The 25,058-nt window shown below is 68.5% G+C and carries 32 protein-coding genes; 12 read left to right on the forward strand and 20 right to left on the reverse strand.

Annotated elements, in window-relative coordinates; translation table 11 throughout:
* Positions 1–118: 118 nt before the first annotated feature.
* Positions 119–1,660: an anthranilate synthase component I gene (locus tag NY1_RS23000; protein ID WP_067717685.1), complete on the reverse strand. Its 1,542-nt coding sequence runs from the start codon at positions 1,658–1,660 to the stop codon at positions 119–121.
* A 189-nt stretch (positions 1,661–1,849) separates the two neighbouring features.
* Here NY1_RS23000 and NY1_RS23005 point away from each other — a divergent pair, with 189 nt between their 5' ends.
* The 6 genes from NY1_RS23005 (at position 1,850) to NY1_RS23030 (ending at position 5,650) form a co-directional block, all read left to right on the forward strand.
* Positions 1,850–2,155, forward strand: a complete 306-nt coding sequence (locus NY1_RS23005) for a hypothetical protein (RefSeq protein ID WP_067717050.1) — start codon at positions 1,850–1,852, stop codon at positions 2,153–2,155.
* A gap of 86 nt (positions 2,156–2,241) precedes the next feature.
* A complete protein-coding gene (locus NY1_RS23010; protein WP_067717053.1) occupies positions 2,242–2,700 on the forward strand; it encodes a peroxiredoxin in 459 nt (152 codons plus the stop codon).
* A 4-nt stretch (positions 2,701–2,704) separates the two neighbouring features.
* The gene (locus NY1_RS23015; protein ID WP_067717055.1) at positions 2,705–2,995 is read left to right on the forward strand and encodes a hypothetical protein; all 291 of its coding nucleotides are present in this window, start codon (positions 2,705–2,707) and stop codon (positions 2,993–2,995) included.
* A 127-nt stretch (positions 2,996–3,122) separates the two neighbouring features.
* A complete protein-coding gene (locus NY1_RS23020) occupies positions 3,123–4,343 on the forward strand; it encodes a glycosyltransferase 87 family protein (protein ID WP_067717058.1) in 1,221 nt (406 codons plus the stop codon).
* Between the two features lie 50 nt (positions 4,344–4,393).
* Positions 4,394–4,990 carry a permease gene (locus NY1_RS23025; protein ID WP_067717060.1) on the forward strand — a complete coding sequence of 199 codons (597 nt, stop codon included), beginning with the start codon at positions 4,394–4,396 and terminating at the stop codon, positions 4,988–4,990.
* A 189-nt stretch (positions 4,991–5,179) separates the two neighbouring features.
* Complete coding sequence (locus tag NY1_RS23030) at positions 5,180–5,650, forward strand: MarR family winged helix-turn-helix transcriptional regulator (protein ID WP_067717063.1); 471 nt, start codon at positions 5,180–5,182, stop codon at positions 5,648–5,650.
* A gap of 17 nt (positions 5,651–5,667) precedes the next feature.
* Here the strand turns inward: NY1_RS23030 and hisI are convergent, their stop codons facing one another.
* Genes hisI through NY1_RS44055 form a run of 6 tightly spaced genes read right to left on the reverse strand, consistent with a single transcriptional unit; the run spans position 5,668 to position 10,164 of the window.
* Positions 5,668–6,036, reverse strand: coding sequence for a phosphoribosyl-AMP cyclohydrolase (gene hisI / locus NY1_RS23035; RefSeq protein ID WP_067717066.1), 369 nt, complete (start codon positions 6,034–6,036; stop codon positions 5,668–5,670).
* Positions 6,037–6,089: 53 nt separating this feature from the next.
* Positions 6,090–6,863, reverse strand: a complete 774-nt coding sequence (gene hisF, locus NY1_RS23040; RefSeq protein WP_067717068.1) for an imidazole glycerol phosphate synthase subunit HisF — start codon at positions 6,861–6,863, stop codon at positions 6,090–6,092.
* Complete coding sequence (locus NY1_RS23045) at positions 6,860–7,672, reverse strand: inositol monophosphatase family protein (protein ID WP_067717070.1); 813 nt, start codon at positions 7,670–7,672, stop codon at positions 6,860–6,862. The genes hisF and NY1_RS23045 overlap by 4 nt, the downstream gene beginning before the upstream one ends.
* Positions 7,673–7,677: 5 nt before the next feature.
* Complete coding sequence (gene priA, locus NY1_RS23050) at positions 7,678–8,409, reverse strand: bifunctional 1-(5-phosphoribosyl)-5-((5-phosphoribosylamino)methylideneamino)imidazole-4-carboxamide isomerase/phosphoribosylanthranilate isomerase PriA (protein ID WP_067717073.1); 732 nt, start codon at positions 8,407–8,409, stop codon at positions 7,678–7,680.
* A 50-nt stretch (positions 8,410–8,459) separates the two neighbouring features.
* A complete protein-coding gene (locus NY1_RS23055) occupies positions 8,460–8,984 on the reverse strand; it encodes a hypothetical protein (RefSeq protein ID WP_067717076.1) in 525 nt (174 codons plus the stop codon).
* A 31-nt stretch (positions 8,985–9,015) separates the two neighbouring features.
* The gene (locus NY1_RS44055; protein WP_174567218.1) at positions 9,016–10,164 is read right to left on the reverse strand and encodes a hypothetical protein; all 1,149 of its coding nucleotides are present in this window, start codon (positions 10,162–10,164) and stop codon (positions 9,016–9,018) included.
* Positions 10,165–10,367: 203 nt separating this feature from the next.
* Between NY1_RS44055 and NY1_RS23065 the strand changes: the two genes are divergently transcribed.
* From NY1_RS23065 to NY1_RS23075, 3 genes are all read left to right on the forward strand, one after another.
* Positions 10,368–10,877, forward strand: coding sequence for a C39 family peptidase (locus NY1_RS23065; RefSeq protein WP_067717080.1), 510 nt, complete (start codon positions 10,368–10,370; stop codon positions 10,875–10,877).
* A gap of 13 nt (positions 10,878–10,890) precedes the next feature.
* Positions 10,891–11,160 (forward strand): hypothetical protein, encoded by a 270-nt coding sequence (locus NY1_RS23070; protein ID WP_067717083.1) that lies wholly within the window; start codon positions 10,891–10,893, stop codon positions 11,158–11,160.
* Between the two features lie 151 nt (positions 11,161–11,311).
* Complete coding sequence (locus tag NY1_RS23075; RefSeq protein WP_067717085.1) at positions 11,312–11,692, forward strand: hypothetical protein; 381 nt, start codon at positions 11,312–11,314, stop codon at positions 11,690–11,692.
* 6 nt (positions 11,693–11,698) lie between these two features.
* Here NY1_RS23075 and NY1_RS23080 read toward each other — a convergent pair whose 3' ends face one another.
* Positions 11,699–12,157, reverse strand: coding sequence for a MarR family winged helix-turn-helix transcriptional regulator (locus NY1_RS23080; protein WP_067717089.1), 459 nt, complete (start codon positions 12,155–12,157; stop codon positions 11,699–11,701).
* 99 nt (positions 12,158–12,256) lie between these two features.
* Here NY1_RS23080 and NY1_RS23085 point away from each other — a divergent pair, with 99 nt between their 5' ends.
* On the forward strand, positions 12,257–12,718 hold the full coding sequence (locus NY1_RS23085; protein WP_067717092.1) for a nuclear transport factor 2 family protein: 462 nt from the start codon (positions 12,257–12,259) through the stop codon (positions 12,716–12,718).
* On the opposite strand, the gene NY1_RS23090 is transcribed toward NY1_RS23085, so the two are convergent.
* The gene (locus NY1_RS23090) at positions 12,698–13,240 is read right to left on the reverse strand and encodes a hypothetical protein (RefSeq protein WP_067717688.1); all 543 of its coding nucleotides are present in this window, start codon (positions 13,238–13,240) and stop codon (positions 12,698–12,700) included. The genes NY1_RS23085 and NY1_RS23090 overlap by 21 nt on opposite strands.
* 126 nt (positions 13,241–13,366) lie before the next feature.
* Between NY1_RS23090 and NY1_RS23095 the strand changes: the two genes are divergently transcribed.
* Positions 13,367–13,858, forward strand: coding sequence for an Rv1363c family protein (locus tag NY1_RS23095; protein ID WP_501193564.1), 492 nt, complete (start codon positions 13,367–13,369; stop codon positions 13,856–13,858).
* 55 nt (positions 13,859–13,913) lie between these two features.
* On the opposite strand, the gene hisH is transcribed toward NY1_RS23095, so the two are convergent.
* From hisH to NY1_RS23135, 8 genes are all read right to left on the reverse strand, one after another.
* A complete protein-coding gene (gene hisH, locus NY1_RS23100; protein ID WP_067717098.1) occupies positions 13,914–14,549 on the reverse strand; it encodes an imidazole glycerol phosphate synthase subunit HisH in 636 nt (211 codons plus the stop codon).
* Positions 14,546–15,160 carry an imidazoleglycerol-phosphate dehydratase HisB gene (gene hisB, locus NY1_RS23105; protein ID WP_067717691.1) on the reverse strand — a complete coding sequence of 205 codons (615 nt, stop codon included), beginning with the start codon at positions 15,158–15,160 and terminating at the stop codon, positions 14,546–14,548. Before hisB ends, hisH begins: the two co-directional genes overlap by 4 nt.
* A gap of 14 nt (positions 15,161–15,174) precedes the next feature.
* A complete protein-coding gene (locus NY1_RS23110) occupies positions 15,175–16,305 on the reverse strand; it encodes a histidinol-phosphate transaminase (RefSeq protein ID WP_067717102.1) in 1,131 nt (376 codons plus the stop codon).
* Positions 16,302–17,639: a histidinol dehydrogenase gene (gene hisD / locus NY1_RS23115; protein ID WP_067717104.1), complete on the reverse strand. Its 1,338-nt coding sequence runs from the start codon at positions 17,637–17,639 to the stop codon at positions 16,302–16,304. The genes NY1_RS23110 and hisD overlap by 4 nt, the downstream gene beginning before the upstream one ends.
* A 174-nt stretch (positions 17,640–17,813) precedes the next feature.
* Entirely contained in the window at positions 17,814–18,584 is a 771-nt protein-coding gene (gene yidC, locus NY1_RS23120) for a membrane protein insertase YidC (protein ID WP_067717107.1), read from the reverse strand.
* 89 nt (positions 18,585–18,673) lie between these two features.
* A complete protein-coding gene (locus NY1_RS23125; RefSeq protein WP_067717694.1) occupies positions 18,674–18,967 on the reverse strand; it encodes a DUF6412 domain-containing protein in 294 nt (97 codons plus the stop codon).
* 201 nt (positions 18,968–19,168) lie between these two features.
* Positions 19,169–19,456 (reverse strand): putative quinol monooxygenase, encoded by a 288-nt coding sequence (locus tag NY1_RS23130; protein WP_067717110.1) that lies wholly within the window; start codon positions 19,454–19,456, stop codon positions 19,169–19,171.
* A 70-nt stretch (positions 19,457–19,526) separates the two neighbouring features.
* A complete protein-coding gene (locus tag NY1_RS23135; RefSeq protein WP_067717113.1) occupies positions 19,527–20,561 on the reverse strand; it encodes an aldo/keto reductase in 1,035 nt (344 codons plus the stop codon).
* A 162-nt stretch (positions 20,562–20,723) separates the two neighbouring features.
* Between NY1_RS23135 and NY1_RS23140 the strand changes: the two genes are divergently transcribed.
* On the forward strand, positions 20,724–21,572 hold the full coding sequence (locus NY1_RS23140) for a helix-turn-helix transcriptional regulator (RefSeq protein WP_067717116.1): 849 nt from the start codon (positions 20,724–20,726) through the stop codon (positions 21,570–21,572).
* Here the strand turns inward: NY1_RS23140 and NY1_RS23145 are convergent.
* From NY1_RS23145 to NY1_RS23155, 3 genes are all read right to left on the reverse strand, one after another.
* Entirely contained in the window at positions 21,562–22,167 is a 606-nt protein-coding gene (locus NY1_RS23145) for a maleylpyruvate isomerase family mycothiol-dependent enzyme (RefSeq protein ID WP_067717118.1), read from the reverse strand. The genes NY1_RS23140 and NY1_RS23145 overlap by 11 nt on opposite strands.
* Positions 22,168–22,275: 108 nt before the next feature.
* Positions 22,276–23,874 carry a serine/threonine-protein kinase gene (locus NY1_RS23150; protein ID WP_067717121.1) on the reverse strand — a complete coding sequence of 533 codons (1,599 nt, stop codon included), beginning with the start codon at positions 23,872–23,874 and terminating at the stop codon, positions 22,276–22,278.
* A gap of 258 nt (positions 23,875–24,132) precedes the next feature.
* Positions 24,133–25,008 (reverse strand): arylamine N-acetyltransferase family protein, encoded by an 876-nt coding sequence (locus NY1_RS23155; protein ID WP_067717124.1) that lies wholly within the window; start codon positions 25,006–25,008, stop codon positions 24,133–24,135.
* Positions 25,009–25,058 lie beyond the last annotated feature (50 nt).

Raw genomic sequence — 25,058 nt, forward strand, 5'->3', positions numbered from 1 at the left:
GCTACGGCCGGCCCGGCCTGCGAACCGTCCTGCGCCGCAGCGGAATCCGAATCCTCTCCCGCTGCGGCGGTAGGCCGCGTCGCTCTGGCGGCCGCGGACGGATCGCCCTCCGGGTCGCTCATTGCGGCTCGCTCGGGCGGAAGGCGCGCACCGTTTCCGCGGCGGCGACGGCCTTCAGCACCGCCATCGCCTTGTTGCGGGATTCGACGTCCTCGTATTCCGGGTCGGAGTCGGCGACCACGCCCGCGCCCGCCTGGACGTAGGCGGTGCCGTCCTTGAGGAGGGCGGTGCGGATGCAGATGGCGGTGTCGGCGTCGCCGGCGAAATCGAGGTAGCCGACCACGCCGCCGTAGATGCCGCGGCGGGTGGGTTCGAGTTCCTCGATGAGTTCCATGGCGCGGACCTTCGGTGCGCCGGACAGGGTGCCGGCGGGGAAGCAGGCGTTGACCGCGTCGAGGGCGACCTTGCCGGGCGCGAGGCGGCCGGAGACCGTCGACACCAGGTGCATGACGTGCGAATAGCGCTCGATGTGGCGGTATTCGGTGACGCGCACGGTGCCGGGTTCGCAGACGCGGCCCAGATCGTTGCGGCCGAGATCGACGAGCATGAGGTGCTCGGCGTTCTCCTTCTCGTCGGCGAGCAGGCCCTTCTCCAGCAGCAGGTCGTCCTCCTCGGTGGCCCCGCGCCAGCGGGTGCCCGCGATCGGGTGCGTGGTGGCGACGCCGTCCTTCACCGTGACCAGGGATTCGGGGCTGGAGCCGACGATGGAGAACGCGGTCTCGCCGGAGCCGTCCGGAATGTGCATGAGGTACATGTACGGGCTCGGATTCGACGCCCGCAGCATCCGATACAGGTCGATGGGCGTGCCGCCGTACTCCATCTCGAACCGCTGCGACAGCACCACCTGGAACGCTTCGCCGGCCTCGATCTCCTTGACCAGGCGGCGCACGCCCGCCCCGAATTCCTCGGAGGTGCGCTGGCGGCGGTAGTTCGGTTCGGGGCGGTCGAAGACCGACACCGTGGAATCGGCGGGCGCGGCGAGAGCCTCGGTCATGCGATCCAGCCGCGCCACCGCGTCGTCGTAGGCCTCGTCCACGCGTTCGTCGGTGCCGTTCCAGTTGACGGCATTGGCGATGAGCGTGATCGCGCCCTCGTGATGGTCGAACGCGGCCAGGTCGGTGGCCAGCATGAGCACCATCTCGGGCAATCGCAGATCATCGGCCGCGAGGACCGGCAGCCGCTCGATGCGCCGCACCGCGTCATAGCCCAGATACCCGACCATGCCGCCGGTCAGAGGCGGCAAACCGGGCACCCGCTCGGTGCGCAGCACCTCCAGCGCCTCCCGCAGCGCGACCAGCGGGTCGCCGCCCACGGGCGCGTCGGCCGGCGTCTGCCCCAGCCACGCCGCCTCGCCGTCCACCACGGTCAGCGCGGACGGGCTGCCCGCGCCGATGAACGACCATCGGGACCAGGAGCGCCCGTTCTCGGCGGACTCCAGCAGGAAGGTCCCGGCCCGGTCCCCCGCCAGCTTGCGATAGGCCGAGAGCGGAGTCTCCGAGTCCGCCAACACCTTTCGGGTCACGGGGACCACCCGGTGGTCGGCCGCGAGCTCACGGAACTGTTCCCGGGACGTGGTGTTGTCATTAGGCGAGCCGTGCATGACCACATCATTCCAGGCCCGGGGGCCGGGATATAAATCGCTATCCCCTCCCAGCCGCAGGACCCTCCGCCGCGAATACCTGAAGCGGTCATCACTACACTCGCGGCATCCTGCTCCGGCAGAAGACTCTGCTCAGCAGTACTTGGAGAGGTCGCACGCGGTATCCCATTCGAGAGGAGTTCAACACAGATGTACCCCTCGCAACCGGTCGCACCGGAGGGTCCACGGCACGCAGCTCCGCAGGTCGGTCACGGCATGATGCCGGGCCAGCCGCCGCGGATGATGAGCATGAACGGCGGTGGCAAGTATTCCGCCATCGCCTCTTTCGTCACGTATGTGAAGGCCCTGGAGGCGCTGGATCCGCGCAGCTTCCCGGACGAGTACGCCGAGCACACCGACCGGATCCGGGAGCTGAAGCCGTTCCTGCGGGCGCACGGCATCCTCGATGTCATGGACATCAAGAACCCGGAAGTCGCCGCCCTGATCGGCGTGTGATCCACGGGCTCACGGTGGGTGACCCGGTTTTTCGGGGGTCCCGGGGGTTGCGCTCCCGGGACCCTCATTCAGTTAGTCTGCCTAACATGAAGGCTGGCCAGCTCGCCCCGAACTTCTCTCTCCCCGATCAATCCGGCGCTCCGCGGACCCTGGAATCCCTCTTGGCCGACGGCCCGGTGGTGCTCTTCTTCTACCCCGCCGCCAACACCCCCGTCTGCACCGCCGAAGCCTGCCATTTCCGGGATCTGGCAAGCGAATTCAAGGCCCTGGGCGCGACCTGCGTCGGCATCAGCGCCGATTCGGTGGACGTGCAGTCCGGCTTCGCCGAGAAGCAGTCCCTCGGCTACCCCGTACTCTCCGATCAGGGCGCGAAGGTGGCGGCCGAATTCGGCGTCAAACGCGGCCTGCTCGGCGCCCTGGTCCCGGTCAAGCGCACCACCTTCGTCATCGACCCGGACCGCACCATCGCCAAGGTCATCTCGAGCGAACTGCGCGCCAACGTGCATGCCGACGAAGCGCTCGAATTCCTGCGGACCCGGGGCTGATCGAATGGCCTTCGTGCGGCTGGCGTTCTTCCCGGGCGGTACCGAGCGGCACTATCTGGCCATCGGGGCCGAACTCGACGACGTCGAATTCCCGCCCGGGCGGCTGCTTTTCGCCGCCGGACCGGCCGACGGCGGCTGGCAGGTGGTGCAGGTCTGGGAGACCCGCGCCCAGCTCGACGCCTTCAACCAGGCGCATTTCCTGCCCGCCCTGGCCCGGGCGGCCGGGCGGGCCTTCCCGCAGCCGCCGCGGGTCACCGATTTCGAAACCCTGGATCTGTCTTTCAGCGCACCCTGATCCGGTGCGCACCTGCTCGAGCGACCTGACGTGAATTCGAATTCCGAGGGGGCCCAGCTTGACCAGCACGACCACCACCGGTGCGAGAACGGAGGACGCGGGCGCGCCATCGCGGGATGATGGACGGGTGCCTGCGCAAAACTTCGGGCGCACAACGTTTTTCATCCTCGCCTGCACCTCGGTGCTGTCGGGGGTGTTGCTGTTCGCCACGGTCGACCCCCACCTGCGCGAAGTGGGGATGCTGGCGGGCGGGCTGGACACGCACATCTACCGGGACGGGGCGCTGCGGGTGCTGCGCGATATCCCGCTGTACGAGGACCCGACGCTGGCGGGGTTGTCCTACACCTATACGCCGTTCTCCACCTTGAGTTTCCTGCCGATCGCGGCGGTGCCGTGGGGGTGGGTGAACGGGACCTGGGCGGCGCTGAACCTGGTCATGCTGTTCGGGTGTGTGCTGCTGTGCTGGAAACTGCTGGGGTACACGCTGACTCGGCGGCTCGCGGCGGTGAGCGCGCTGATCACGCTGACCTGCACCTTCCTGGAACCGGTGCGGTCGACGCTGTACTACGGGCAGATCAATCTGATTCTGATGGCGCTGGTGCTGCTGGGATTCTCACGGCCGGACGGCAGCCGCGCGCGCGGCATCGGGGTGGGGATCGCGGCCGGAATCAAGCTGGTGCCACTGTTTTTCGTGGTGCAGTTCGCGGTCCTGCGGCAGTGGCGGGCGGCCCTCACGGCGGCGGCGACGTTCCTGGCGACGGTGCTGATCGCGTGGATCGTGCTGCCGGCGGATTCGCGGCAGTACTGGACCTCGACGTTCTTCCATTCGGATCGGATCGCACCCGATACCCAGCCGGCCAATCAGTCACTGCGCGGGGCGGTCGCGCATCTGCTGGATCATCCGGTGCAGATGCGGTACTGGCTGCTGCTGGCGGTGCCGGTCGCGGTTATCGGGCTGCTGGTGAGCGCGGCGCTGTACCAGCGCGGGGAACGGCTGCTCGGGGTCACGCTGAGTGGGATGACGGCGTGCGCGGTCTCGCCGTTCGCGTGGAATCACCACTGGGTGTGGTTCGTGCCGTTGTTCGTGTACTGCGTGCACCGGGCGCAGTCCGCACCCCGCTGGTGGGGTGCGGCCGGGGCGCTGTATCTGGCGGTCGGGGCGTGGAGTTACCACTGGACCGAGACCTGGGTGGTGGTGGGCTGGTTCCTGTTCCCGCCGTCGTGGCCGGTTTCGCCGATTCTGCTGAACATGTACGTGATCGTGTATCTGATCATTCTCGGCGCGGCGCTGCGGTTCGTCGGCGTCCGGCGCGGCTGGGCGCTGGTCCGCAGCGGCGCTGGGGCGTAGCCGGAGTGGCGTTCCGGCGCTGTCCGGCGCCTCCGGCATACGCTGCTGGCATGACTACGCCCAGTACAGAACAGCCGGAACGGAAGAGTTCGTCCTTCGTCACGTGGCGCAATCGCATCATTGCCCTGCTGTTGCTGGCACTCGTGCTGTGGATCGCCTATCTGATTCTGGCGGCGTTCATTCCGCGTTGGTGGGCGCAGCGCATCGCGGAAATGGTGTCGGGCAGTTTCTCCAAGGGCATCTGGTACGGCTTGGTCATCGGATTGCTGTGCACGCTGATCCCGCTTTTGCTGTTCCTGTTCGCGGGCACCACTTGGAAAAAACGGGGTGGTCCGTTTATTGCGGGCGCTTCCGCCGTTCTCGCCGTCGTGCTCGCCGTCCCGAATTTGATGACGCTGACCATCGTGCTCGGCAACTCCAATGCCGCACACGCCGGAGAACGCATTCTCGATGTCGACGCGCCGGCCTTTCGCGGAGCGGCGATGACCGGCGCCATCGCCGCCGCCGTATTGTTCCTGCTGGTGGCATTTCTGGTGGTGCGCAGGCGATTCCGCCGGCATCGTGCCGAGAAACAACGGGCGGAACAAGAAAAGCAGCGCGTGTCGCCGGAAATCCCAGCTAATCCCCCGGACCTCGGCGCGAACTGAGCCGCGTGGCGACACGCGTGATCGATGTCACGTCATTGAGCAACCCCGTGACGGTTGAGCGAAATCGTGGCAAACTTCAACGTGCGGGTGACTCGCCGTTCCTCTTCCGCCGGCCGACAGAGCCACCGGCACAACAAGTCACTTGGCTGCTACGAGAGGGCGCGCACGGTGACCAAGTGGTTGAATCCGATGGAACAGCGAGCTTGGCGTACCCTCGTGGCCCTCACCACTCGCCTGCCCGCCGCACTGGACACTCAGCTGCAACGCGAGTCCGGGATTACCCATTTCGAATACTTCGTGATGACCCTGCTCTCCGAAGAACCAGGGCACCGATTGCAACTGAGTGAGCTTGCCCAGAAGGCAAACGCATCGCTATCGCGCCTCTCGCACGTGATCTCCAAACTCGAACGCCTCGGCTGGGCGCAACGCGTCTCGATCACCGGCCGGCGCGGCGCCCAGGCGGTCCTGACCGAGGCCGGTTTCCGCAAGGTCACCGAGGCCGCCCCCGGCTATCTGGAAACCGTGCGCGGCCTCGTCTTCGACGGCCTCGACAAGGAACAGACCAAACAGCTGCTCGAACTCGGCGAAACCCTGGTCGCCCAGCTCGACAAGGGCATGGCCCGCGGCCTCGGCCGCTCCGGACGACCCCCCGTCCACTGAGAACGCCTGCGCCCCAGCTACTCCGCGTCCCCCAGCAGCACGTCCCCCTGCGCCAGCAGCACATCGGTATCGAAGCAGGTATGCGTCCCCGTGTGGCAGGCCGCCCCCTCCTGATCCACGATCAGCAGCACGGTGTCACCGTCACAATCCAACCGCACCTCGTGCACATACTGCGTATGCCCCGAGGTCTCCCCCTTCACCCAGTACTGCTCCCGAGACCGCGAGTAGTACGTCCCCTTCCGCGTCTCGATCGTCCGGGCGAGGGCCTCGTCATCCATCCAAGCCATCATCAGCACATCCCCGGTGCTCTTCTCCTGCGCGATGGCAGCGAACAGCCCCTCGGCATTGCGCTTGAGACGGGCGGCGATAGCGGGGTCGAGACTCATGCCTCGGTTATAGCAAGGTCGTTCGTCATGCTTCGGAGCGGGGCGCGTCGGGGTCAGCGGACGGTGAGGCCTTCGGTGCGCATGGCGGTTTTGACTTCGCCGATGGTGAGGTCGCCGAAGTGGAAGACGCTGGCAGCGAGGACGGCGTCGGCGCCGGCTTGGACGGCGGGGGCGAAGTCGGCTACCTTGCCGGCGCCGCCGGAGGCGATGACGGGGACCGAGACGGCGGCGCGGACGGCGCGGATCATGGGGAGGTCGAAGCCGGCTTTGGTGCCGTCGGCGTCCATGGAGTTGAGCAGGATTTCGCCGACGCCGAGTTCGGCGCCGCGGATGGCCCATTCGACGGCGTCGATGCCGGTGCCGCGTTTGCCGCCGTGGGTGGTGACTTCCCAGCCGGACGGGGTGGGTTGACCGCCTTCGGGGACGGTGCGGGCATCCACCGAGAGCACGATGCACTGGGAGCCGAAGCGTTCCGACATTTCGCGCAGGACTTCGGGGCGGGCGATGGCGGCGGTGTTGACCGAGACCTTGTCGGCGCCGGCGCGCAGGAGGCGGTCGACGTCTTCGACGGTGCGGACGCCGCCGCCGACGGTGAGCGGGATGAAGATCTGTTCGGCGGTGCGGGTGACGACGTCGATCATGGTGCCGCGGTCGCCGGTGGAGGCGGTGACGTCCAAGAAGGTGAGTTCGTCGGCGCCCTGGGCGTCGTAGGTGGCGGCGAGTTCGACGGGATCGCCCGCGTCGCGCAGGTTCTCGAAGTTGACGCCCTTGACGACGCGGCCGGCGTCGACATCCAGGCAGGGGATGACACGGACTGCCAAGCTCATTGCGATACCTCTCCTCGGACGCGATCGGCCGTGACGGTGATCATGTCCAGTAGTTCTTCGTGCACGCCGGGGGCGGCCGCGAGCACCGAACCGGATTCGATGGTCCAGTCCCGGCCCAGCAGGTCGGTGACGACGCCGCCGGCGGCGCGCACCAGGGCGACGCCCGCGGCATTGTCCCAGGGGTGGTGGCCGAACACGACCGCGCCGCCGAGCACGCCGGATGCGGTGTAGGCCAGGTCGATTCCGGTGGAGCCGTGCATGCGCAGGCGGCCGGACAGGCGGCTGAGCGCGCCCAGCAGGTTGAAGCGGAAGATGCCGGGGATACGGCCCGCGCCGTCGATATTGAAGGTGCCGAAGCCGATCATGGAGTCCGAGAGTTTCGCGGCTTCCAAGGGCGGCAAAGGTTTTCCGTTCAGGAACACCGGCCCGCCGACGGCCGCGGCATAGCGCTGACCCTGCATGGGCAGCCAGGTCAGGCCGAGCACCGGCACGCCGTCGCGGACCAGCGCCAGCAGCATGCCGCAGAGCGGGTGTCCCTGTGAGTAATTGAAGGTCCCGTCGATGGGATCGAGCACCCACGCCGTCCCGGAGGTCAGCTGCGGTCCGCCGAATTCCTCACCGTGCACCGGGATTCCGGTGCGCTCGGCCAATTGCGCCGAGATCTGCTTCTCGAGCTCCAGGTCGAGGGCGGTCGCGAAATCGTTGCGCCCCTTCTGGACTGCGCTGGGAGCGCCGATCCCCTCCACGAAACGCGGTGCGGCAGTGTCGAGCACATCGCTGGCGATGGTGAGCAGCTCGGCGAGTTCCATCGGCGCTAGCGAACCGCGGCCAGTGCTTCGGGCAGGGTGAACCGGCCCGCGTACAGGGCTTTACCGATGATCGCGCCTTCGACGCCTTCCTCCACCAGCGTCGCGATGGCCTTCAGATCGTCCAGCACCGAGATGCCGCCCGAGGCGATGACCGGCGCTTCGGCGGCGTTGGCGACCTGGCTCAGCAGTTCCAGGTTGGGCCCGGTCAGGGTGCCGTCCTTGGAGACGTCGGTGACCACGTACCGCGAGCACCCGTCGCGCTCCAGGCGTTCGAGCACCTCCCACAGGTCGCCGCCGTCGGTGACCCAGCCGCGTCCGCGCAGCCGCCATTCGCCGTCGATGAGCTTCACATCCAGCCCGACCGCGATCTTGTCGCCGTATTCGCCGATGGCCCGCGCGCACCAGTCCGGGTTCTCGATGGCCGCGGTGCCGATGTTCACCCGCGCGCACCCGGTGGCCAGGGCCGCCTTCAGGGACTCGTCGTCGCGAATGCCGCCGGACAGCTCGACCTTCACATCCAGCTCACCGATCACCCCGGCGATCAGGTCCCGGTTACTGCCCTTGCCGAACGCCGCATCCAGATCCACCAGATGCACCCACTCGGCTCCCGCGTGCTGCCAGGCCAGGGCGGCGTCGCGCGGCGAACCGTAGGAGGTTTCGCTGCCGGCCTCTCCCTGAACGAGGCGCACGGCCTCACCATTGGCGACATCGACGGCAGGTAGCAGCACAAGACTCACGCAAGCATCTTATTGGTTACCCCTCGATCCCCCGTTTCCGGGCCGACCGGTCAATTCGGCCGGTTCCAATCCTGCGTGCAGAAGGTCCCCGAGGCCCGCGACCCGCGATCCTGCGGCGGCACCTGCCCGCACGCCTGGAACCACCGTGACCGGCCGTGGTCGTCGTACACCCGCAATGCGGGCGTGGCGCGGCCGGCGGTGACAGGCTGCTCGCACATCCGCCACAGCGCCGGGTTGGTGTCCTGCTCGCGCGTGTAGGTCCAGTCCAGCCACAGATGATCCTGCGGCGAAGCCGACGCGACCAGCTCCGCCCAGACGATCCATCCGTATTCCGGATGCCGCTGGGCGCGCAATTCGATCTGCCGGTTCCGGATGGGCGTGTCGAAGGCGGTCGACGGGTCGCCGACGGTCACGGACGGTACGGCCGGATCGGGTTGCAGCCGTTCCCCGCACATCCCGAACGCCAGCAGCGGCGAGGTCGTGTTGGGCGTGAAGGAACTCGCCGGATCGGTCCAGTCGTCCCAGCCCATGCCCACGCCGATACCCGCCGCCGCTCCCGCCAAGGTCGCCAGCACGCACGCGAATATGGTTCGGCGTGAAGGCCGTTCAATAATCATCGGGCCGATTCCATCCCGTGCAGGCGGTCAGACCGCGCCCCGGCCATTGAAATTCCGTCACGACCGTGCCGCAGGCCCGGAACCAGCGCGGTTCACCGCGTGGACCGCGCGCGCGAATCCCGGGCGTCTGCTGGATCAGGTTGACGGGCCGGCCGTCGCACCGGTGCACCTGATCGTCCTCCGGTTTCTGCGCGTCACTCCACTCCAGGCGGATCTGATCCCGATCCGAACTCGGCTTGGCCAGGTAGGCGTACACCAGCCAGCCACCCGATTCGTGAGTTTGAATCCGGATCTCGGTGTGCTGCTTGGGATACGGGTCGCCGGGCGGACCGTAGGCGATGCCGAATTGCACGAACCCGTGCCCCGCATCGACGTTCGTGGATTCGGCGCAGGAGAGTTTCGGGATCGGATCGGGAGTGAGCGCGATCCGGGTGATGGCGAAGGCCGCGGCGAACCCGATCACCGCCGAAACGGCCACGAGCACCGGCCACCCGCGGCGATTCGATCGCCGTGCCGGAACAACGGCATCGGGTAGCGCCCCTCCGCCTCCGAAACCATCGCCCGCCGAATCGAGTTCGCCGATCGCGGTGAAGCCGATCCTGGGCTCCGGTTTTCCTGGGGGCTCGAGCTCTGGCTCCGCAGGGGGCTCCGGTTCGGGCGCGGGCTCCGGTTGAGCGGCAGCCCCCGCGCCGACGCGATTGGCCAGCGCTCGTTCCGCCGCGCTCGCCTGGCGCTCCTCGTCGAGCCGCTGCCAGGCGTCGAACACCGCATCGGCGATCGCATTCGCGTCCTCGGCGTCCACCCGCCGGATGCGGATGAGCGCCGCGCCGAGTTCGTCCGCCAGCCGCCGCGCGTCCCCGGCCTCGCGGGGCAGGGTCTTCCCGCGGAACCAGTCGTACACGGTGCCGCTGCTGCGCAGCCGGGTCTTGATCGTCCCGACCGAGATCGGGCTCGCCTTGGCTGTCGCCAGCAGCAGCGCGCCGAATTCCTTGCGGGTCTCGACCGCGGCGGCCCGATCGCGCAGTTCCGCCGGATCGAACGGCCCGATCGCCGGTTCGGGCGATGCGGACCCCGACTCCGCCGAAACCTCCACCACGCCCGGAAGTCTAACGGCGGCCGCCGAAAAACGCCTGGCCACAATGACTTCCGCAGACCGATTTCGATTTCTGCACTTCCGTGCCGACAGTGTGCGGCCACACGGTTGGTCACAGACAGTCCATCGGCAATCGAAGCGAGCAGACAGATGAACACTTGGAACGACAGCGGCAGCGGCTACACCGGCAAGAACGGCAATGACGACCGGGGCCGGCAGACGATCGCCTCCCGTTGGACCCGAACCTCATGATCCCGCGCACCCGGATCGATCTGCCGTGGACGCAGCAACCGGATGCCTACACGTGTGCACCGGCGACGGTCCGAATGATCCTGCGCGCCTACGGGATCGACGTATCGGTCGATGCGCTGAAGCCGGCCGTCGGCTGGTCGCGGCAGCGCGGGGCCGACCGCTACGGCGTCGCCGACGCGCTCAACCGGCACCAGCGCGCCCACACCTACCGGGTCAGCAATTCCGGCGACGCCACCGCGACCCGCGATACCGAACGCGACGCACGCCGGAAGCTGCGGGCGTGGGCACGGCAGGACCTGCCCGCCGACCACCCGATCGCCTTGGCCATCAACGGCGCGCTGCCCGGTTACCCCAGGCCGGTCGGCCACTGGGTGGTGGTCGCCGGGATCGACGGCGACCGCGTTCTCATCGCCGATCCGACAGCCGGTCGCGCGGGCTTCGAGGACGTCGACGCGGTCCGCTGGATCGATATCGACCGGATTCCCGTCAAAGCCTTCGTCGCCTGAATCGAGCCGAAACATGTTGCACGACTTCTGGACCGCCCTGTGGCCACTGCTACTGGTGGCGATCCCCCTGTTCGCCCTGGCGCTCGCCGATCCGGACGGGCCGCTGCGCGCCCTGTGGTGGCTGGCGAAGCTGGCGCTCGCCGGGCTCGTGGTGGCGGTCCTGCTGACCTGGACCTGGCCGCAACTGACCGGTCCCCATCCGTTCCTCGGGTTCATCGTCGCCGTCTTCGCCACGTCGGCGGCGCTGGGAACCTGCTGGGCCGCCCTGTTCGACAGGGATTGAAATACCCACTCACCGAAGGGAAGACACCATGCCGAGCTATCGCCGCTACTGCGCGACCTGCCGGGGCACCACCACCTGGGTGCTGCGCTCCAACGGCTTCGTCAATTACTACCTCTGCACCGGCTGCGGCCGGCAGGAAGGCTGAGAGAACATGCACATTTCGCACCCGCGCGCTCGCGCCTCGCTCGCTGCGGCGGTCGCCGCCATCGCCTTCGGCGCACTGCTCACCACCGGAACCGGCGCGGCGCAGCCGGCCGACGGCATCTGCTACATCGATGCCTATACCGACAATTGGCGTAGCGCCGGAACGCTCTGCGGCAGTATGCAGTTGGATATGGACGGTGGCCCGCAGGGCGCGTTCGTGAAGATCCGCTACCAGGCCCGCGAGGGCGAGAAGTTCGACGACTCCTACGAGGTCGGCGCGGGCCGGAAGTTCACCCGGACGCTGCTCGCCCCGCCGTACGCGCTGAATGTGTGCCACCTCGACCGCACCGGTTGCGGCGGCTGGCGGACGGCCCGCACCTCCGGCTGATCCGCCTCACTCCGCTTGCCGCGCATGCAGTTCGAGGACGCGGGTCAGGGTCAGCACGAGATTGGCGCGCTCGGCGGCGCTGAAGCCGGGCAGCAACTCCTGCTGTGCCTGTTCCAGGCGGTCGTCGAGTTCGTGCAGGTGGGCACGGCCGGCGGGCGTGAGGGTGAGGATGTTCCGGCGCCGGTCGGTGGGGTCCGGCGCACGGTTCAGGAAGCCGCGGTCAGCGAGATCGTTGACCGCGGCGACCACATCACTGCGATCGATGCCGGTGCGGCGACCCACCGCGGCCTGGCTGAGCGGGCCGGACTCGTCGAGGGTGGCCAGCAGCGCGTAGTGGTAGCGGCGGGAACCGGTGTCGGCCAAGGCTTTCTCGGTGGCGCGATTGGCAATGATCGCGACCTGGCCGACGAGACGGGTGGGCAGGGCGCGCAACCGGCCGGATGCCCCTTCGGGCGCGGTGTCCATGCAGGGAATCTAGCAAAGGTTGTTGGCGTCACCCACAATCTGATACCGTTGGCGTCACCAACGTTGGCTTGGCCAATAATTTCGCACAGAGGACTTCCGATGAGCACCACCCTCGAGATCACCCGTCAGCTGCAAGAACTCGTCGATCGCAGTGAGATCGCCGACTTGGTCGATCGGCTGGGCCGAGCACTCGACGAAGGCCGGTTCGACGAACTCGGGGCGCTGTACACCCCCGATGCGACCGCCAAGACTCCCGGCGGTTTCGCACCGGACCGCGCCGCACTCGTCGCCCAGGCCGCACGAAACCACTCCCCCGACCGCCACATCCAGCACTTCATCACCAATACGATCGTCGACCTGGACGGCGACACCGCCACCGTCCGCGCCAATCTCATGGCCGTATTCGCCCCCGCCGCAACCGATCCCGCTCGACCGACCCCGAATCCCGAATACACTCTGGGCGAGGTCTACCGCTTCGACGCACGGCGCACCCCCGAGGGCTGGCGGCTCACCCGAGTCGAAACCAGCTCCGTCTGGGAATCAGGCACCCGCCCGCGCTAGACCCGCGTCATCCGCCAGCCTCGCCTTCGCCAGCACCCGCGCCCGATAGCAGACCAGCGCCGCCGCCACCGCGAACACCGCCGTCAGCAACGCGGCACCGATCCGGAAGCCCTGCGCGACCAGGAATTCGTTTGCCGCGCGGTCGATTTCGGCTCGTGTGTGCTTGTCTCGGTCGTCGAACAGGATGTTCGCGCGCGGCCACTGGTACAGGATCGACAGCAGGAATTGGCCGCTGATCAGTGAGAGCAGCGATGCCGCCAGCCAGCCGCGGCCGATGCGGTACCACAACGCCACAATGACGGCCGCGAGGGCGCACAGGGTCAGCGCGCCGCCCATCGGCCGCATCACGTCCCCGACCGCGACCACGCTCATGAACTCCTGGGTCTGTGCCAGGGAGTCCGGAATGTCCTTGAAAATATTCGGGTACAGCAACATCGTCTCCGCCGCGGTGGTCGCGAAGGCGAAGCTCGCCACCACCGCGTAGAAGCCGATGACGCCCAGCGGAACCGCTGTGGATCTCATGACGACCTCCTCGTCACTCGACGCTAGGCCGCTGCCCCGCCCACCGAATCCGGTGTCCACCCGCATTTCCACTCGGGGACGACCCTGATGTCGGACGCTCCGGTTACGATGCTGCGACCGGTGCGAATGCCGGTGAAGTTCCACGTCTTTGGGGGAATCATCAGATCTCGAATCCTGCTCGCCACCGGTCTGTCGGCCGCGGCGGCGACAGCGGTCGCGCTCGGCGCACCGAACGCGTACGCGGAAGCACCGGCCGAGGCGGGCGTGGCGGCCTGCGAAGCGGTGAAGGCTCTCGCCACCGCCGACTACGAGCGCACCGGCGAATACATCGACCGGATGCTGGAACTCAGCACCGGGGAGCTCCACGCCGACATGGCGACCCAGACTGACCGGTATCGGTCCGCGCTGGAGAACGCGCACACGCGCGCCTCGGTGGCATCGATCGAATGCGGCCGGGCGACCGGCGATGGCGAGAACGCGCAGGCGCGGGTCAAGGTGACGCAGCGGATCAGCAATGACGGGAGCGGCGGGAAGCCGTTTCAGAAGCAGTACACGATGCAGGTGGACGTGACGAATGTGGACGGGCGCTGGCTCGCGAGCAAGATCGAGATCGTCTGAGCGGTATCAGCCGCAGGAATGCGAAACCCCCGCCGGTGGCGGGGGTTTCGGGGGTTCAGAGGGAGTCGACCCAGTTGCGCAGGAGCTGGGCGCCGGCGTCGCCGGATTTCTCCGGATGGAATTGGGTGGCGCTGAGGGGGCCGTTCTCGACGGCCGCCAGGAACGGGACGCCGTGTTCGGCCCAGGTTAGCTTGGCGGGGGCGATCTGGCTGTCGTTGTCGTTCCAGGCCCAGTGCTGGGCGGCGTAGGAGTGGACGAAGTAGAAGCGGGTGTCGGCGTCCATGCCGGCGAAGAGGACCGAGTCCTCGGGGGCCTTCACGGTGTTCCAGCCCATGTGCGGGAGGACGGGGGCGTCGAGGCGTTCCACGGTGCCGGGCCATTCGGCGCAGCCTTCGGTTTCGACGCCGAATTCGACGCCGCGTTCGAAGAGGATCTGCATGCCGACGCAGATGCCGAGGACCGGGCGGCTGCCCGCCAGGCGCTTGCCGATGATGCGGTCGCCGCGGACGGACTTGAGGCCCTCCATGCAGGCGGCGTAGGCGCCGACGCCGGGGACGACGAGACCGTCTGCGGCCAGGGCGATTTCGGGATCGGCGGTAATGGTGACCTCGGCGCCGGTGCGGGCCAGCGCGCGGCTGGCGGAGTGCAGGTTGCCGGAGCCGTAGTCCAGGAGGGCGAGTTTCTTGGTCACAGGGTTCCCTTGGTCGACGGGACACCGGTCACGCGCGGGTCGTTTTCGACGGCGGCGCGCAAAGCCCTTGCCACGGCCTTGAATTCGGCTTCGGTGATGTGGTGCTGGTCGCGGCCGTAGAGGACCCGCACGTGCAGGGCGATGCGGGCGTTGAGCGCGATGGACTCGAACACGTGCCGGTTGAGCACGGTCGAGTAGGACGCGCCGGGCCCCGCCGACGGAATGATGGTGTGCAGCATGTGTTCCGGCTCGCCGGTGTGCACGCAGTACGGCCGCCCGGAGACGTCCACGATGGCCTGAGCCAGGGTCTCGTCCATCGGAATGAAGGAGTCGCCGAAGCGGCGGATGCCCTTCTTGTCGCCGAGCGCCTGCGCGAGCGCCTGGCCGAGGACGATGGCGGTGTCCTCGACGGTGTGATGCGCCTCGATCTCGATATCGCCCTTGGCGTGCACGGTCAGGTCGAAGCTGCCGTGTTGGCCGAGCGCGGTCAGCATGTGGTCGAAGAACGGCACGCCGGTGGCGATATCGGTCTTGCCGGAGCCGTCGAGGTTGATCTCGACGACGATGCTGGATTCCTTGGTGGTGCGTTCCACCCGGGCGATACGGTCCATGGTCGCTTCCGTGGTCACAGCTGAATCAGCTCGTCGGACGCCAGTTTCTCGCTGACGCGGAGGAATTCGTCGTTCTCGGCCGCCAGGCCGATGGTGGCGCGCAGGTAGTGCGGGATGCCGACGTCGCGAATGAGCACGCCGTCGTCGAGGTAGCGCTGCCAGGCCCGGCCCGCGTCGGTGAAGCGGCCGAACAGCAGGAAGTTGGCGTCGGACTGCACGACCTCGAAACCCATGCCGCGCAGGGCGATCGCGACGCGGTCGCGCTGGGCGGCGAGTTCGGCGACGCTGGCGAGGGTCTCGTCGGCGTGCCGGAGGGCGGCGCGGGCGGCGGCCTGGGTGACGACCGACAGGTGGTACGGCAAGCGCACCAGCAGCATGGCATCGATGACGGCCGGAGCCGCCACCAGGTATCCCAGCCGCCCGCCGGCGAACGCGAACGCCTTCGACATGGTGCGGCTGACAACGAGTTTCGCCGGGAACCGATCGATCAGCCCGATGGCGCTGGGCGCGCTGGAGAACTCCCCGTACGCCTCGTCCACCACCACGATGCCCGGCGCGGCCTCGAGGATCCGCTCCAGGTCCGCGCCCGGAATGCTGTGCCCCGTCGGGTTGTTGGGGCTGGTCACGAACACCACGTCGGGTCGGCGTTCGGCGATCACCGCGAGGGCGTAGTCGATATCGAGGGAGAAGTCGCCGTTGCGCTTGGCTTCCACCCATTCGGTGTCGATGCCCTCGGAGATGATCGGGTGCATCGAATACGACGGCACGAAACCCAGTGCGCTGCGCCCGGGTCCGCCGAAGGCCTGCAACAGCTGCTGCAGGATCTCGTTGGAGCCGTTGGCCGCCCACACGTTCGCGGTGTCGACGGCGATGCCGGTCTGCCCGGTCAGGTAGGCGGCGAGATCACCGCGCAGCCCGACCGCGTCGCGGTCCGGGTACCGGTGCAGGTCGGCCGCCGCGGCGCGCACCGATTCGGCGACATCGTCGACCAGCGCTTTGCTGGGCGGGTGCGGGTTCTCGTTGGTGTTGAGCTGCACCGGCACCGTCAATTGCGGTGCGCCGTAAGGGCTCTTGCCGCGCAGGTTGTCCCGCAGCGGCAGATCGTCGAGGGTGATGTTCGAGCCGGGGACGGTCACAGCGCTCACGACAGTTCTCCGAACCGGATCGACACGGCCTGACCGTGCGCGGGCAGGTCTTCGGCATTGGCCAGCGCCACCACGTGTCCCGCGACGTCCTTCAGGGCGTCTTCGGAGTATTCGACGACGTGGATGCCGCGCAGGAAGGTCTGCACGCTCAAACCCGAAGAGTGCCGGGCGCATCCGGCCGTCGGCAGCACGTGATTGGATCCCGCGCAGTAGTCGCCGAGGGAGACCGGCGACCACGCGCCGACGAAAACCGCTCCGGCACTGCGCACCTGGGCCGCGACCCTGGCGGCGTCGGCGGTCTGGATCTCCAGGTGCTCGGCCGCGTAGGCGTTCACCACGCGCAGCCCCTGGGCGATGTCGTCGACCAGCACGGTCCCGGACTGCTTGCCCGACAGCGCTTCCGCGACGCGATCGTGGTGCTTGACCACCGCCATCTGCGCGGTGAGCGCGGCGTCCACGGCATCGGCGAGTTCGACGCTGTCGGTGACCAGCACACTGGCGGCCAGCACATCGTGCTCGGCCTGCGAGATCAGGTCGGCGGCCACGTGCGCCGCGTCGGCGGTGGCATCGGCCAGGATGGCGATCTCGGTCGGCCCGGCCTCGGCGTCGATGCCGACCAGGCCCCGGCACAGCCGCTTGGCCGCGGTCACATAGATATTGCCCGGCCCGGTGATCATGTCCACCGGTTCCAGCTGCGCCCCGTCGGTATCGATGCCGCCGTAGGACAGCAGCGCCACGGCCTGCGCCCCGCCGACCGCCCACACCTCGGTGACGCCCAGCAACTGCGCGGCCGCCAGGATCGTCGGGTGCGGCAGCCCGCCGAACTGCGCCTGCGGCGGCGAGGCCACCACCAGCGAGTCCACGCCCGCGGCCTGCGCCGGAACCACATTCATCACGACCGAGGACGGGTACACGGCATTGCCGCCCGGCACATACAGCCCGACCCGTTCGACGGGCACCCACCGCTCGGTGACGGTGCCGCCCGGCACCACCTGCGTGGTCTTGTCGGTCCGCCGCTGATCGTTGTGCACCTTGCGGGTCCGCTCGATGGCGACCTCCAGTGCGGTCCGCACCGCCGGATCCAGCTCGGCGAGCGCCTTTTCCAGCTCGGCCGCGGGCACCCGCACCGACGCGGGCCGCACCCCGTCGAACTTCTCGCTGTACTCCTGCGCCGCCTCGACCCCTCGATCGCGAATCGCTTCCACGACCGGCCGCACATGATGCAGCACCGAGTCCACGTCGACGCCCCCACGCGGCAGTGCCGCGCGCAGTTCGGCAGCAGTGGGAGTACGACCGCGCAGATCCACGCGGGCGAGCTCGATGCGGCTTGTCATAGCGCTCAAGAGTCCTTGTCTGTGCTGATTCACGGAGGCCGCGCAGGCATCGAATACCGCTCACGACCAGCTACCAGACTATCCGGTCACCGCCAGCGCTTATCCGCCAGACCGGCCCGCGTGGCCCCGGGTCGCGCCGTGCTGCGACCCGGGTCACACTCGCCGCCCCGGCGATCAGGACCCCACCGGGGTTTCCACGCCCCAGCGCCGATAGACCAGATGCTGCTGGGCGAAGGTCCACGCGTTCTGGGTGACGAAGTAGAGCAGGATCGCGACCGGGAAGATCAGGCCCGACAGCAGGGCGCCGGCCGGGAAGATCCAGAGCGACAGGGCATTCATGATGCCGGTCTGGGCGTTGGGTTCGGCGCCGGCGTCACGCTGCCGGGCGATGGACGCCCGGGCGGTGAGATGGGTGGCGAGCGCCGCGATCAGCATGAGCGGGACGGCCACGACGGCCACCGCGGCGAAACCGCTGCCGGCGCCGGTCAGCACCGCGTTCAGCGAGACGCCGAACAGGTCGGCGTCCAGGAAGGAACGCACCTGGTCCGGCCCGAAGACGTAGTTGGCGACCTCGGGGTTCTGGAACGAGCGCAGGACGTGGAAGAGGCCGAGGAAGACCAGGATCTGGGCGACGATCGGCAGGAAGCCGCCGAGCATGCTGACGCCGTGCTCGCGCTGCAGCTTCCGCATTTCCAGGCCCTGCCGTTCCAGATCTCCGGCGTGCTTGCGCTTGATCTCCTGGATCGCCGGCTGCATTCGAGTCAGCCCGCGCTGCCACCGCAGTTGCGCGAGAAAGGGCCGCAGCAGCAGCGCGCGCAAGGTGATGACCAGGAAGACGATGGCCAGCACCCAGGCCAGACCGCTGGCGGCGCCGAGCACCGACGCGAAGAGGGTGTGCCACAGCCAGAGCACCGCGGACACGGGGTAATAGATGAAATCGAGCATGGGGGACCTCACTGCGAGACGCCCGCGCGCGGACGCGAGGGCGAGGGAATGGATGGCAGCGAATGCCCGACCGGCCGAGTAGGCGCAGGTCAGGCGGTAATGGTCCCCGGTGCGCGGGGGCGCGGACGCCCGGCGGTGTCGGGATTGCTCTGCCGCAGATAGGCCCCGCGGCGGCGTTGACTCGCCGATTCCGGCGGACCGGCATTGGCGACGACCGCGATGGGCAGCCGTTGCGCCGAAAGCATGGCGGCGGTGACCGCGACGACGGCCACCGCACCGAGCACGAACAGTGAATTGGGTTCGGCCGCCGCCAGATACAGGACGGCCAATGCGGAGATGACGAGCGCGCTCACCAGCAGCGCTGTCGATCGGATCCGCATCATCACGTTGACGAGCGTACCGGTGAACACCCCGGCGGGCATGCCCCGTCATCCCGGAATCCGTCACACCCGTAATCCCGGCATGGGTCACCCCGCTATCCCGCGATGGGTCACCCCGTCATCCCGGCATGGGTTTGGCCGGGATCCACACCCGGCGAACCGTGTGGATCCCGGCCGAAAGCACGCCGGAATGACGGGGGCGCACTACTCCGCGACGAGGCGGCGGATGGTGAGCGGCTCGGCGAGGATGCCCTCGAGGACCTCGGCCACGTGCTTGAAATGCGGGGTGGCGAAGTGCTCTTCGAGGGCGGGGGCGCCGGTCCATTCCTCCACCACGACCATCTGGGCGGCGTCGTTGGGATTGACGTAGGGCTGGTAGGAGATGCAGCCGGGTTCGGCGAGCGACGGCTCGATCATGGATTCGAGGGCGGTGCGCAGGCGGTCTTCCTGGCCGGGCTCGGCGCGCAATTCGGCGACGACGTGCAGGGACATGAATGCTCCTCGGTTGGGTGACGGTCTGTTCAAGGGAAAGCCGAATCGATTCCAGCAGAAGCGGTTCGGGTCAGGGCCGGGCGGGGCCGTAACCCGCACCGGTGGCGACGATGGCGGTCGCGATCTCCTCGAGGTCGGCGGCCGTGAGCTCCAGCGCGAGCGCCCCGATCCAGCCGTCGATCTGCGCCGGCGTGCGCGCGCCGACGATCGCACCGGTCAGTCCGGGCCAGGCATTGACCCAGGCGAGCGCCACTTCGGCCACGGACGCACCGTGCCGGGCCGCGATCGGCCGCATAGCGTCCACCAGCGCGAGATTGGCGGGCAGGTTGGTGGTGAAATCCGGGTTGGCGGAACGCCAGTCGTCGGCCGCGAGCACCCGATCGGCGGTGAACGCGCCGGTGAGCAGCCCGGACTGCATCGGCGAGTAGGCGATCACGCCGGTGGAATGCGCGTGCGCCCAGGCGATCTCATCGGCATTGGAGCGGTTGATGGCCGAGAACGGCGGCTGGATGGCATCGACGTGCGCGACGGCCTCGGCCCGATCCAGTTCGGCCACACTGTGATTGGACAGCCCGATCGCCCGGACCTTGCCCTCCTTCTTCAGATCGGCCATGACCTGCCAGTACTCCTCCAGCGGCGTCGGGGTGGCGATGCTCTCGCCCTCCCCGCCGTAGACGAAGACCGCACCGGTGTCCGGCCAGTGCACCTGGTACAGGTCGATCTGCTCGACGTTCAGCCGGCGCAGCGAACCCTCCAGTTCGGCGCGCACGCTCTCCGGCCGCATGACGCGGCGCGGCGGCCCCTGCCGGTCGTCGCCGTCCTCCCAGATCAGGCCGGTCTTGGTGAACAGGTACGGCCGATCGGCTTCCGGAATGCCGGAAAGCGCCCGCCCGACCAGGGTTTCGGCGTGGCCGAGCCCGTAGGCGGGGGCGGTGTCGAGCCAGTTGATCCCGGATTCGACCGCGTGCCGGATGGCGGCGATGGAATCGGCGTCGTCGGTGGCGCCCCACGAGTACTCCCAGTTCGGTCCCGAGATGACCCAGGTGCCGAAGCCGAGCGGAGTGATGTCCATGCCGGTGTCGCCGAAGGGACGGGTGTTGGTCATTCGATATCTCCTGATGCTGCATCCCGGAGGACTGCTCCGGGGCCGGATCGTTCCGGCTGTGACCACTACTTTCGCGGCCGGCAAGCGGGGTAAACAGTGCCGCGCGAGCCTGGGCACGGGATGACCAGGATGCGCTCGCCGGAGCCCGGGATACTGGGTGCCATGACCTTGGATCGACGTGCCGAACTCGGCGAATTCCTGCGCTCGCGCCGCGCCCGGCTCTCTCCCGCCGAGGTGGGACTGGTCGATCACGGTGCGCGCCGCCGCGTGCCGGGCCTGCGCCGCGAGGAGCTGGCACTGCTGGCCGGGGTGAGCGTGGATCACTATGTGCGCCTGGAGCAGGGCCGGACGCTGCATTTCTCGGAGTCGGTGCTGGACGCGGTGGCGCGGGCGCTGCGCCTGAATCCCTTGGAGCGCGAACACTTCTACCGGCTGGCCCGCCCCTGGTCGGGTGAGGAGCCGCACGCGGAACAGCAGGTGCGGCCGGGGTTGAAGCGGCTGCTGGATTCGGCCGCCGATGTGCCCGCCTACATCGTGGGCCGGGGCACGAACGTGCTGGCCTGGAATCGCCTGGCGGCCGCGCTGATCACCGATTTCGGCGCGCTGCCGCCCGGAGAGCGCAATCTGGCCCGGCTGGTGTTCCTGGACGAGGGCATGCGCGAGCTGTACGCGGATTGGCCCGCCAAGGCCGCGGATGTGGTCGCGTATCTGCGCCTGGACGCGGCCCGCAATCCCGGCGACGACGGGATCGCGTCACTCATCGAGGAATTGCGCCAGGGCAGTCCGGAGTTCGAAAGCCGTTGGGAACAGCACGAACTCAAGGACAAGACGCACGGCCGATACGTGTATCTGCATCCGGTGGTGGGCCGGCTGGATCTCGGCTTCGAAACCCTGCGCCTGCCCGACGATCCGGATCAGGCGCTGGTCGCGCACACGGTGGAACCGGACTCTCCCAGCGCCACCGCATTGCGACTGCTGGCGGGCCTGACCGCCGAGAACGTCAGGCGCTGAGCCGCGCCCGCAGTTCCGGCACGCCGTCGCCGTCGAGATCGTCGAGCGCGACGGCCCGGCCGACCATGGCCAGGGCGAGCGCTTCACCGGGTCCGCGCACCACCGGCCCGGATCCCTTGGCCCAGTTCACATCCGAGGCCTCCCAGCGCAAGCCCTTGAGGTAGCGGCGCGGGAAGGCGAACGGGTCCGGGCTGCCCAGCACCTGAATCAGGCGCTCCGCCGGGACTTTTCGCTCATAGCCCAGCGGCCGGCGAATGTCCTGCTGGTGCACGCACATATCGGCCAGCGCGACCGCCGGCAGGAATCGTGAGAACCAGCCGTTGGACCGCGCCAGCCGATCGACCAGCTCGGTGGGCGGCAGCTTCCGGAACTGTTGCACCAGCGCCTCGTTCACCCGATCGACCGACGGTCCGGTGCGCAGACCGAGCATGACGTACGAGGGCAGCGAGACGGTATCGGTCTGCAGATGCCCGACCACATCGCGCACCCGCCACCCGGCGCACAGCGACGGCGTCTCCCATTCCGCGTCGGTCAGCGACCGCAGCAGCTCGACCAGTTCCCCGCGCTCGTCCTCGAGCAGCTGCCGCACGTTCATGGCGAAAGCCTAATCACGACAAGGAGTCCGCCGATAGGCCGGAACGCACGCCGCCGCCATTCCGGCACAATTTGCCCGGGATGACGGCGGGGAGCTGACGGCGGGAAGCTAGCGGGTGTCGCTGTCGATGAGCAGATTGCCGCCGCCCGCGTCGATGACGCGCAGGTTGAGCGACTTGTTCTGCCCGCCGGCGGTGAGGCTGCCCAGCGCGATGTCGACCGAACCGTCGGCATTGTTGCTGTCATTGCCGCGTGCACCGCTGATGCTCGAGTACCGGGTGACCCGGTTCTGCGTCCAATACTGCTGGAACGCCGACTGACTGCCGTACACCTTCTGCGCCGCGGGCGTCAGGCGATTCCACGCGTCGTCGTAGCTCTGGTAGACCAGCCCGTCGTAGAACCGCTCGATCACATCGGCCGCCGACAGCACCGACACCTGCGAGGCGCTCTTGGTCTGGCCCAGGCCCGCCGCACCGCCCTTGCCGGTGGTGGTGGCCGACGCCGAACTGGAGGCGCTCACCCCGCCGGTCTGCTTGCTCGGGCTGTCCGATCCGGAGGAGCTCAGAATGCCGAACACCACGCCGCCGCCGACCACGACCGCCGCGACCAGGGCCGCCCACACCAGCTTTCGCTTGGAGCGGGGCTCGTCCTCCTCGTGCGGCGCGAAGCCGTTGTGGGTGGGCGGGCCGCCCGGCGCGGCGGGCCGCGGGGGCGGGGTTTCCAGCAACTGGGCCTGGCTCATGGCGCCGGTCGGGATATCGGCATTGGCCGAGGGCCGCCGTTCCATCTGCCGGGTGACCTGACGCTGCGGCGCCGGGCGCGGGGCCGGCGGCTCCTGCCGGCGGGGTGCGGCGGGCGCGCCATTGCGGCGTGCCTGCAACACCCGGGTGGCGTCGGCGTCGGGCCCGACCTCGGCGAACTCGGCCATGATGTCGCGGACCTCGAGCATGCTCGGACGGTCCTCGGGTTCGAAGCTGAGCAGGCTGAGCAGCAGGTCGCTGAGCGGTCCGGCATTGCGCGGTTCGCTGATCTGGCCGTTGGCCGCGGCATAGAGCAGTGCCAGCGGATTGGGGTTGGTGCCGTAGGGCGGCTCCCCCTCCAGCGAGTGGAAAAGCGTTGCGCCGAGGGCGAATACGTCCGCCGCCGGGGTCGGTTCGGCGCCGCGCGCGACCTCGGGGGCGAGGTAGGCGGCGGTGCCGGAGATCAACCCGGTGGCGGTGAGCGTGACATCGCCCTTGGACTTGGCGATGCCGAAGTCGGTGATCTTCACCGCCCCGTTGTCGCCGAGCAGGATATTGCCGGGCTTCACATCCCGGTGCACGATGCCCGCGCGGTGTGCGGCGATCAGCGCGGACGCGACCGCCTCACCGATGCGCGCGCACTGCGGCAACGGCAGTGTGCCCTGCGCGGACAGCACCACCGCCAGGCTCTGCGACGGCAGGTATTCCATTACCAGGCACGGGTCTCCCTCGTGCTCGGTGATGTCGAACACCACGATGGCATTTGGATGCTGGAAGCGGGCCGCGTTGCGGGCTTCCCGTGCGGCGCGCTGCCGCACGATGTCCTTATCGGCTTGCGACAGGCTCGGCTGGGTGAGGATCTGTTTGACCGCCACCGAACGTTCCAGCCGTTCGTCGACGGCACGCCAGACGACACCTGTGCCGCCGCTACCAATCCGTTCGACCAGGCGGTAATGCCCTGCGATCACTTGGCCGGTTTCGATGGCACTACTCCGAAGTTCTTCGAGACGACTGTGACGAGGCGGTTGCCCGCGTGTTTCCCCGCACGAGTGTAGCGGGCGCAGCGCGTCACGCCGACGTCAGCGTGAGATATGAGCGAGATCTCGGTGAGATCTGGATCGCATTCACGTGACCTCGGCGTGACAGATCACCTGTATTCCCTGGTCGGCGCGGTGCGAGTTTGCGAACGCACACCGGCGCGCAGCGACGCGCGAGAGCGCGCGCGGTCAGTCCGGGCGCGCCGCCGCGGGCCAGGCGCCGCGGGCGAGGACGGCCGCGTCGGCGTCGTCGAGATCGATGTCGAACACCTCCGAAAGGATCTTGGGCAGTTCCGCCGCTGACAATTCGCGTGTTTCGCCCGTTCCGTCCGGATGGGCGAGGGTCCAGGTGGTGCCGTCGAGCTGGTGATGCACCTCGGGTCCGAACCGCTGCACGAACGGCCGCATGGTGAACGGCGAACGCGGCGAGGTGGATACGAAGTGATTGCCGACCGCGTAATCGATGCGGTACTGCGGGTTCATGGTGAAGGTATAGCGGTCGATCCAGCCGTCGCGGCCGAACTGATGCAGCGTCCACAGCTCGCTGCCGAGCGCGCCGGAACCCAGCTCCAGGCGGTAACGCCAAGCGCCCAGGGCGATTTCGCCGCGATCGGGGTTCAGCTCGACCGGTTCGAGGGGGCCGGAGCCGAAGCCGACGTCGCAGAGCCAGGCCCGGTCGTCGTCGGCGGGCGTGACCCGCAGCAGGGCGTGGGTGGGCGGGCGCAGACCGGGCGCGCCCATGGTGACGCGGCCGGACAGGCCGGTGAATTCGAAACCGAGGCGTTCCAGGACGGCGGCGAACAGGCCCACGTTCTCGTAGCAGTAGCCGCCGCGCCGGCGGCGGATCAGCTTGTCCTGCAAGGACTCCACGTCCAGGGGGATGCCGCGGCCGAGGATGATCTCGAGGTTCTCGAACGGGACGGTGGTGGTGTGGCGGCCGACCAATTCGCGCAGGGTGGCCAGGGTGGGGGTGCGTTCCCCGGTGAAACCGATCCGGGACAGGTAGCCGTCCAGGTCCAAGTCGTCGCCGTTCCATCGATAGGACGGGTCCACCGGAGTCGTCATGACTGCCTCTCTGCCGAGCCTCGTTTACACCGCCAACGGTAGGCGAGACG

The sequence above is a fragment of the Nocardia yamanashiensis NBRC 100130 genome, from assembly GCF_001613325.1.
GTDB lineage: Bacteria > Actinomycetota > Actinomycetes > Mycobacteriales > Mycobacteriaceae > Nocardia > Nocardia yamanashiensis.